The organism is Streptomyces sioyaensis (genome assembly GCF_004122735.1).
In the GTDB taxonomy this organism is placed as follows: domain Bacteria; phylum Actinomycetota; class Actinomycetes; order Streptomycetales; family Streptomycetaceae; genus Streptomyces; species Streptomyces sioyaensis.
On the sequence record NZ_SDIF01000181.1, the window covers coordinates 1 to 9,243 of the forward strand.

The window sequence follows — 9,243 nt, forward strand, 5'->3', positions numbered from 1 at the left end:
GCCCCAGTACCAGCCCCAGCCCCAGCCGCCGACCGGCTACGGCTTTCCCCCCGCGCCGCAGGCCGGGACGTACGGCTATCCGGTGCCGCCGCAGCAGACCTTCGTGCCGGACCCGTCCTTCGTGCTGCCGCCCCAGGGCCCGCAGTTCCAGCGGCGTTAGGGACGGTCCGGCGCCCGGGGCGGAACCGCCGCCCCGGGGGTGAGCCCGCCGGACCGCGCGCCACCCCGGCGGCTCACACCTTCGACTTGTAGCCCCGCCCCCACTGCAGACCCCAGCCGTACAGCCGGTCGAGCTCCGCCTGGAAGCCGTAGACGTACTTCACCTCGCGGCGCACCACCAGCTCGCCCTTGACGTTCTCCAGCATGAAGACGGCGCAGGAGCGGGCCTGTGGCGCCCGCTCGTCCAGCTTGACCTCCACCCGCGGCCCGCTGCTCGGATAGAGCGTCACGACCGCATGCGTACGGTCGAAGGCCGGCGTGCCGTCGTAGATGTAGACGAAGATCAGCAACCGCTTGATCTCATCGCGGTGATCCAGGTTGATGTAGAGCGTCTCACCGGACCCCGAACCGAAACGGTCGTCGCCGCTGAGCTTCACGAAGGGCGGGGCGTTGAGGTCGCCGAGGAAGTTGCCCAGCGGCTGCACCACGCCCTTGGTGCCGTCCGTGAGCTCGTACAGACCGGCCAGGTCCAGGTCGACATTGACCACGGCCGGCCCCTGCGCCTGCACGATCTCGGGCTTGAACAGCTTGCCCGGATGCCGCAGCAGTCCGCCCGTGGTGTGCCCGCTCCGTTCATGAAAATCGGACGTCCGCATCTGCCAGTGCAGATTGACCCGCAGATGCCCGCTGGCCGCCCCCTGCTTGGTCAGGGAGACGACCGGATTGCGCTTCGTCAGCTCGACCACGTACGACGCGCCGCCGCTGTCGAAGTCGAATTTCGAGGCGCCACCGCGCCACAGATTCCCCAGGAACGACACGTTGCCCACCCCATTCTCGGCCCCAACACGCACGGGGCGGCCCGAGGTCTGCACCCCAGGGCCGCCCCGCAGAGAGCGTTCCTCAATCAGCGCCGTGTCACACTCCGGAAGTCACTTCCGACGTCTTTCCCGCGCTCTCCCCCGGCTTGCCCTCGCGCCGGTTCCGGACCACGGACGAGGCGAAGGAGAGGCCGATCAACACGATGCCCACCAGGCCGGTGAAGACATCGTTGATCTCGTACTTGATCGTGAGGAGCAGGATGACGGCCAGCGCGCCGATGGCGTAGTGCGCGCCGTGCTCCAGGTAGACGTAGTCGTCCAAGGTGCCCTTGCGGACCAGGAAGACCGTCAGCGAGCGGATGTACATCGCGCCGATGCCCAGACCCAGCGCCATCATGAAGATGTCGTTGGTGATGGCGAAGGCGCCGATGACGCCGTCGAAGGAGAAGGACGCGTCGATGACCTCCAGGTAGAGGAACATGAAGAACGCGGCCTTGCCGGCCAGGCCCACGGCCGCGCCGGTGCCCTTCTTCGCGGGAGCCGCCGCGGGCTCGTCGCCCTCTTCTCCTTCCTCCTCCAGCTTGTCCTCGAAGTAGCCGGAGATTCCGCCGACGACGAGATACGTCAGGAGACCCGCGACACCGGCCAGCAGCACCGTGGCGCTCTTGTCACCGGCGCCGTGCGCCGCGGCGGTGGCCACCGTCATCGCGGTCACCAGCAGGACGACCAGCGCGATGATGACGGACAGCATGTCGAGCTTGCCCATCTTGGCCATGGGCTTTTCGATCCAGGACAGCCATTTGTAATCGCGCTCCTCGAAGATGAAGTCGAGGAAGATCATCAACAGGAAGATCCCGCCGAAGGCCGCGATCGCCGGGTGGGCACTGGTGACCAGTTCCTGGTAACGCACCTTGTCATTGATGGCGAGACCGACCGCCTCGATCGGCCCCAGCTTCGCGGTGATCGCGACAATGACGACCGGGAACACCAGCCGCATGCCGAACACCGCGATGAGGATGCCGACGGTGAGGAAGATCTTCTGCCAGAATGCGTTCATCTTGCGCAGGATGCCCGCGTTGATGACGGCATTGTCGAACGAGAGCGAGATCTCCAGGACGGACAGGATCCCGACAATCGCCAGCCCCTGCCACCCCCAGAGCACGCCGGCCAAGGCGAGGCCGAGCGCCGTGATGGCGAACGACCAGCCAAAGGTTTTCAGGAGCACTGCTACCCAATCCCTCGCTGTGTGGGTCCCCCGCGCGCAGCGCGCGGCGCTTTACGAAACGTTGACCCCGAAGTCTAGAGCGATGCCCCGCAGACCCGACGCGTACCCCTGTCCTACTGCCCGGAACTTCCATTCGCCGTTGTAGCGATACACCTCGCCGAAGATCATCGCCGTTTCCCCGGAGGCGTCCTCACTGAGGTCGTAGCGGGCGAGTTCGCTGCCGTCGGTCTGATTGACGACGCGAATGAAAGCGTTGCTGACCTGGCCGAAGCTCTGGCCGCGCGCCTCGGCCTCATGAATCGAGACCGGAAAGACGATCTTGTCGACCGGCTCGGGCACCTGCGAGAGATCGACCAGAATCGACTCGTCGTCGCCCTCTCCCTCTCCGGTGAGGTTGTCCCCGGTGTGCTCGACGGAGCCGTCCGGGCTCTTGAGGTTGTTGTAGAAGACGAAGTACTCGTCCCCCAGCACCCGTCCCGACTGGCACAGCAGTGCGCTGGCGTCGAGATCGAAGGGCGCTCCGGTCGTGGACCGCGCGTCCCAGCCGAGGCCGACCATGATCTGTGTGAGATCCGGAGCGGCCTTGGACAGAGAGACATTGCCCCCCTTGGCAAGCGTGACGCTCATCGTGCGCTTCCTCCCCGATGTCGGTGCGGGCCGTGCCGGGCACGGCCCCGTCCCTTCAAGCGCGTCCGGCGCCGCACTCCCCGGTGAGGGACGTACGGCGCCGGACGCGGTCATTCCTGGACCGGGCGGCCACTGCGCGAGCGCTGCCCGGCCGGGCGTCGACGATCAGATCGCGGCTGCTGCCGATCAGACGTTGACGCCGAAATCCTGCGCGATGCCGCGCAGACCCGAGGCATACCCCTGCCCGATGGCCCGGAACTTCCACTCCGCGCCATTGCGGTACAGCTCGCCGAAGACCATGGCGGTCTCGGTCGAGGCGTCCTCGCTCAGGTCGTAGCGCGCCAGCTCGTTGTTGTCGGCCTGGTTGACCACCCGGATGAAGGCGTTGCGGACCTGGCCGAAGCTCTGCTGACGGGTCTCGGCGTCGTAGATCGACACCGGGAAGACGATCTTGTCGACATCGGCCGGAACAGCGGCCAGATTCACCTTGATCTGCTCGTCGTCGCCCTCACCCTCACCGGTGATGTTGTCACCGGTGTGCTCGACCGAACCGTCCGGGCTCTTCAGGTTGTTGAAGAACACGAAGTTCTGGTCGTTGGCCACCTTGCCCTGGTCGTTCGTCAGCAGGGCGCTGGCGTCCAGGTCGAAGTCCGTACCGGTGGTGGTACGCGCGTCCCAGCCCAGACCGACGACGACGGCGGTCAGATTGGGGGCTTCCTTCGTCAGCGAGACGTTGCCGCCCTTGCTGAGGCTGACTCCCACGAGTCCTCCCAAAGATTCGAGGGGTACGTAAAGATTTGCGCCCCCATCGTGCATGGCATCGGATCAACGAATTGATCCTAGTGACCGGTTCCCACCGATTGCAGATATCGCACCTGGATCCGTGCGGATGTCGGCCCGGTGGGCGCACCCGGCGCCGTGGGAGAGCGCGGCTCAGAGGCTGCCGAGCGCCGTGAGGTAGTCGTTGAGGTCACGGGCGTCGGGCAGGCCGTTGACGACCGTCCAGCGCACCACGCCGTCCTTGTCGATGATGAACGTGCCGCGCACCGCGCAGCCCTTCTCCTCGTCGAAGACGCCGTACGCCCGCGAGACCTCGCCGTGCGGCCAGAAGTCCGACAGCAGCGGGTACTCCAGCCCCTCCTGCTCCGCGAAGACGCGCAGCGAGAACGGGGAGTCGTTGGAGACGGCCAGCAGCTGGACGTCGTCGTTGACGAACTTCGGCAGCTCGTCACGGAGCGCGCACAGCTCACCGGTGCACACACCGGTGAAGGCGAAGGGGTAGAAGAGGAGGACGACGGCCTTCTCGCCGCGGAAGTCGGAGAGCCTGACCAGCTCGCCGTGCTGGTTCTTCAGCTCGACATCCGGAGCCTTCGTGCCGACCTCGATCGCCATGGGGTGCTTCCCTTCCGCTCACTGCCAACAGAACGCGACCAACCCTACGCGCCAGGGTGCACAAGGGGGGAACGCGTCCTGAACAGGGCCGAGCCCCCTCCGGAACAGACGCGGAGGGGGCTCGGGACGAACGTCGGGGCGGTGCGGCTCAGCGCTTGCCGGACTTGGGTGTGACCAGTCGGCTGCCGGCCCAGTCCTTGCCCGCGTTGATGCTCTTGGTCTGGGACAGACCCGCGGTCTGCGCGGCCTCATTGATGTCGCTCGGCTCGACGTACCCGTCGCGGCCGGTCTTCGGGGTCAGCAGCCAGATCTGCCCGCCCTCGTCGATCAGCCCGATGGCGTCCACCAGCGCGTCCGTGAGGTCGCCGTCCTCGTCGCGGAACCACAGCAGTACGACGTCGCAGACGTCGTCGTAGTCCTCGTCGACGAGATCCTGGCCGATCACGGTCTCAATGCCTTCGCGGAGATCCTGATCGACGTCGTCGTCGTAGCCGATCTCCTGGACCACCTGTCCGGGCTCGAACCCCAGCCTGGCGGCAGGGTTGGTCCGCTCCTCCGCGTGGTCCGCGGTCGCGCTCACGGATTGCCTCCTGTCATGTTTCGGAAATGCTCGGGGACCCCGCGCGTGCGCGGAGCATTGGGCGTAGTCCACACGGGCCGGGCGGATCGCGCAAGTACCCGGCGATCCAGACCGCCGAAACGGTGACGTTTGGCGGCGTCTCGCCGCAACCACGACCCTGGCGGGACAAGCCGAAGTGATTCACACCACAGCATTCTGCCGGGTTTGTCGGGTACTCGCGCGAGACTGGTCCCTTCGGGGGGCACCGGCCGGTTCCGGATCTCATTTCGGTGCCCGGACGTCCGTACGCGAAGCACTTTCGACATGAGCGTATGGTTGCGATTTGGCCGACCCGAGAAATCGGCCTTTTCAGCGCCATCTCTCTACGGATGGGTTACCCATCAGTAGAGGTGACGTATCCCTGTGGCTCGGTACACGATGGAAGACGGCGCGACACCAAGGCAGAGACAGCATTCGTCCGTGCACAGGGTCCATAACCTGCAGAGCACGACACGAACCGAACACGAAGGAACAGCGTGGCTTCCGGATCCGATCGAAACCCGATCATCATTGGCGGCCTTCCCAGCCAGGTCCCGGACTTCGATCCCGAAGAGACCCAGGAATGGCTCGACTCGCTCGACGCAGCCGTCGACGAGCGCGGCCGGGAACGTGCCCGCTACCTCATGCTCCGCCTGATCGAGCGCGCCCGCGAGAAGCGTGTGGCCGTGCCCGAGATGCGCAGCACGGACTACGTGAACACCATCGCGACCAAGGACGAGCCGTTCTTCCCCGGCAACGAGGAGATCGAGCGCAAGGTCCTGAACGCGACCCGGTGGAACGCCGCCGTCATGGTCTCGCGTGCCCAGCGGCCGGGTATCGGCGTCGGCGGCCACATCGCCACCTTCGCCTCCTCCGCCTCCCTCTACGACGTGGGCTTCAACCACTTCTTCCGGGGCAAGGACGAGGGCGACGGCGGCGACCAGATCTTCTTCCAGGGCCATGCCTCGCCCGGTGTCTACGCCCGCGCGTTCCTCCTGGACCGACTGTCCGAGGCCCAGCTCGACGCCTTCCGGCAGGAGAAGTCCAAGGCCCCCAACGGCCTGTCCAGCTACCCGCACCCGCGGCTGATGCCGGACTTCTGGGAGTTCCCGACCGTCTCGATGGGCCTCGGCCCGCTCGGCGCGATCTACCAGGCGCGGATGAACCGCTACATGGAGGCGCGCGGTATCGCCGACACCTCCAAGTCGCACGTATGGGCCTACCTCGGCGACGGCGAGATGGACGAGCCCGAGTCGCTCGGCCAGCTGTCCATCGCCGCGCGCGAGGGCCTGGACAACCTGACCTTCGTCGTCAACTGCAACCTCCAGCGCCTCGACGGCCCGGTCCGCGGCAACGGCAAGATCATGCAGGAGCTGGAGTCGCAGTTCCGCGGCGCCGGCTGGAACGTGATCAAGCTGGTGTGGGACCGCAGCTGGGACCCGCTGCTCGCGCAGGACCGCGACGGCATCCTGGTCAACAAGCTCAACAGCACGCCCGACGGTCAGTTCCAGACGTACGCCACCGAGACCGGTGCCTACATCCGTCAGCACTTCTTCGGCGACGACCAGCGGCTGCGCGCCATGGTCGAGAACATGACCGACGACCAGATCCTGCACCTGGGCCGCGGCGGTCACGACCACAAGAAGATCTACGCGGCGTACGCGGCGGCCAAGGCCCACAAGGGCCAGCCGACGGTGATCCTCGCGCAGACCGTCAAGGGCTGGACGCTCGGCCCGAACTTCGAGGGCCGCAACGCGACCCACCAGATGAAGAAGCTGACGGTCGCCGACCTCAAGGGCTTCCGTGACCGGCTGCACCTGCCGATCCCGGACAAGGACCTGGAGGACGGCCTGCCGCCGTACTACCACCCGGGCCGGAACTCCGAAGAGATCCAGTACATGCACGACCGCCGCAAGGGCCTGGGCGGATATGTGCCCACCCGGCTCGTGCGCGCCAAGCCGCTGGCGCTGCCGGACGACAAGGCCTACGCGGGCGCCAAGAAGGGCTCGGGCCAGCAGAAGATCGCCACGACGATGGCGTTCGTGCGGGTGCTGAAGGACCTGATGCGGGACAAGGAGATCGGCAAGCGCTTCGTGCCGATCGCGCCCGACGAGTACCGCACCTTCGGTATGGACGCGTTCTTCCCGTCGGCGAAGATCTACAACCCGCTGGGCCAGCAGTACGAGTCGGTCGACCGCGAACTTCTCCTTGCCTACAAGGAGTCGCCGACCGGCCAGATGCTGCACGACGGCATCACCGAGGCGGGCTGCACGGCCTCGCTGATCGCGGCGGGCTCCGCCTATGCCACGCACGGCGAGCCGCTGATCCCGGTCTACGTCTTCTACTCGATGTTCGGGTTCCAGCGCACCGGTGACCAGTTCTGGCAGATGGCCGACCAGCTCGCGCGCGGCTTCGTGCTCGGCGCCACCGCCGGCCGTACGACGCTGACCGGTGAGGGTCTGCAGCACGCCGACGGCCACTCCCAGCTGCTGGCCTCGACGAACCCGGCCTGTGTCGCCTACGACCCGGCCTACGGCTACGAGATCGCGCACATCGTCAAGGACGGTCTGCGGAGGATGTACGGCGAGAACTCCGAGGACATCTTCTACTACCTGACCGTCTACAACGAGCCGATCCAGCACCCGGCGGAGCCGGCCGACGTCGATGTCGAGGGCATCCTCAAGGGCCTGCACCGCATCAAGCCCGGCGAGAAGGGCGAGCACGCCGCCCAGATCCTCGCCTCGGGTGTCGCGGTGCCGTGGGCGGTCGAGGCCCAGCAGATCCTCGCGGACGAGTGGAACGTCAAGGCCGATGTCTGGTCGGCGACGTCCTGGAACGAGCTGCGTCGCGACGCGGTGGAGATCGAGGAGCACAACCTTCTGCACCCGGAGGAGGAGCAGCGCGTCCCGTACGTGACGCAGAAGCTCCAGGGCGCCGAGGGCCCCACGCTCGCGGTCTCGGACTGGATGCGGGCGGTGCCCGACCAGATCGCGCGCTGGGTTCCCGGCACATACCAGTCGCTGGGCGCCGACGGCTTCGGCTTCGCGGACACCCGTGGCGCGGCCCGTCGCTTCTTCCACATCGACGCGCAGTCCATCGTCCTCGGCGTGCTCACCGAGCTCGCCAAGGAGGGCAAGGTCGACCGGTCGCTGCTGAAGCAGGCGATCGACCGCTACCAGCTCCTGGACGTCTCGGCCGCCGACGCGGGTGAGGCCGGCGGCGACGCCTGACCTCTCCGCGGCCGACCGCCGCAGCTTCCGCACCGCGCCCCTCGACCCGCGTCCTTCGCCGGTCGGGGGGCGCGGTGCTGTGCGGTGGGAGAAGCAGGAGGGGTGAGAAGGGCGAGTGGGGCGAGAGGCTCGGGTGCGCGGGGAGTCCGCAGGCGGCCGGGTCAGCGTTCCCATACCTTGAACGCCCTTACCTGGTAGGGGGATCGGGGCACCCAGGTGCCGCCGCCCGGATAGGTGTCGAACTCGGCGGTCTCGGCGCACTCCGCGCTCTGGTAGGTGGTGACCGGCCGGCCGGTGCGGTTGGCGAGCGCCGCGGCGGTGCCGCCCTTGGGCAGCGGGATGCAGCTCTCGATGTCGGTGTCGGACAGCTCGTAGGTCCGCCGCGTGCCGCCGAAGCCGGCCGCCGGCCAGAGGCAGAGCTGGCCCGCGGCGCAGTCCCCCGCGGCGGCGGCCCGGGCGCCGGTGACCGCCTGCGCTGCCGGGGTGCCGGTGGTTGCTTGCGCTGCCGGGGTGCTGGTGCCGGTGGCCGCTTGCGCGGCTGGGGTTCCGGTGGCGGGTGGTACGGCGAGTGCGGCGGCCAGTGCGGTGAGGCCGGTCGCGAGTGCGGTGATGTGGGGCGTACGCGGACGCAGTCGCATGGGAATCTCCCCCGTGGAGTACGGCGTCCCGCTGTGGGCCGGCTGCCCGCGGCGGGTGCTTCGGCTTCGAGCTTCGCGAGGGTGCGGCGCGGCTGCCAAGGCCGTGGCGGCTGTCCCACCCGGATCAGGTATGTGGACGAGCGGAACGGTCCGGAGCCGGGCGCCAGTGCACGGTGTTGACGCGGGGCGGGGCGGCGGCAGCGGAGGGCAGAAACCGTTCTCCCCAGGGCGTGCCGCGGGCCCGTGCGGACGTGCCGCCCCGGAGGACCGCAGGCGGGGCGAGGGTTCCCGTGACGGCTCATCCGGATGAGGGATTCACCGCTCCGGACGGGGCCAACTGCCGTGGGGCGTAAGGAGGATGGGGCGGGCGGAGGCCCCGAACGGCGGGTTGACGCGGCCTGCTGACGTCCGGCTGAGGCTGCCGCGCCGGGACCGCACACGACGGCGCGCGGCCGGCCGAGGATTCCTCGGGCCGGCCGCGCGCCGGTGGGGTGTGGTGCGGGTTCGCGATGGCGATGGCGCCAGGACCGTACGGCTCCCGGCCCCGGGCGCCGGT

General features: G+C 68.0%; 8 protein-coding genes. 1 reads left to right on the forward strand and 7 read right to left on the reverse strand.

The features are described 5' to 3' along the window. Nucleotides 1-233: 233 nt before the first annotated feature. The 6 genes from EST54_RS31720 to EST54_RS31745 form a co-directional block, all read right to left on the reverse strand. Entirely contained in the window at nt 234-977 is a 744-nt protein-coding gene (locus EST54_RS31720) for a TerD family protein (protein ID WP_129251152.1), read from the reverse strand. Nucleotides 978-1,074: 97 nt separating this feature from the next. Next, complete coding sequence (locus tag EST54_RS31725; RefSeq protein WP_129251153.1) at nt 1,075-2,202, reverse strand: DUF475 domain-containing protein; 1,128 nt, start codon at nt 2,200-2,202, stop codon at nt 1,075-1,077. A gap of 51 nt (nt 2,203-2,253) precedes the next feature. Then, nucleotides 2,254-2,829: a TerD family protein gene (locus EST54_RS31730; protein ID WP_129251154.1), complete on the reverse strand. Its 576-nt coding sequence runs from the start codon at nt 2,827-2,829 to the stop codon at nt 2,254-2,256. Between the two features lie 186 nt (nt 2,830-3,015). Then, nucleotides 3,016-3,591, reverse strand: coding sequence for a TerD family protein (locus EST54_RS31735; RefSeq protein WP_006605845.1), 576 nt, complete (start codon nt 3,589-3,591; stop codon nt 3,016-3,018). A gap of 171 nt (nt 3,592-3,762) precedes the next feature. Further along, entirely contained in the window at nt 3,763-4,221 is a 459-nt protein-coding gene (locus EST54_RS31740) for a peroxiredoxin (protein WP_129251155.1), read from the reverse strand. A 148-nt stretch (nt 4,222-4,369) separates the two neighbouring features. Then, nucleotides 4,370-4,801, reverse strand: coding sequence for a DUF3052 domain-containing protein (locus tag EST54_RS31745; protein ID WP_093482985.1), 432 nt, complete (start codon nt 4,799-4,801; stop codon nt 4,370-4,372). Between the two features lie 515 nt (nt 4,802-5,316). Between EST54_RS31745 and aceE the strand changes: the two genes are divergently transcribed. After that, nucleotides 5,317-8,049, forward strand: a complete 2,733-nt coding sequence (gene aceE, locus EST54_RS31750; protein ID WP_129251156.1) for a pyruvate dehydrogenase (acetyl-transferring), homodimeric type — start codon at nt 5,317-5,319, stop codon at nt 8,047-8,049. Between the two features lie 161 nt (nt 8,050-8,210). Here the strand turns inward: aceE and EST54_RS31755 are convergent, their stop codons facing one another. Then, nucleotides 8,211-8,687 (reverse strand): peptidase inhibitor family I36 protein, encoded by a 477-nt coding sequence (locus EST54_RS31755; protein ID WP_129251157.1) that lies wholly within the window; start codon nt 8,685-8,687, stop codon nt 8,211-8,213. Nucleotides 8,688-9,243: the final 556 nt, after the last annotated feature.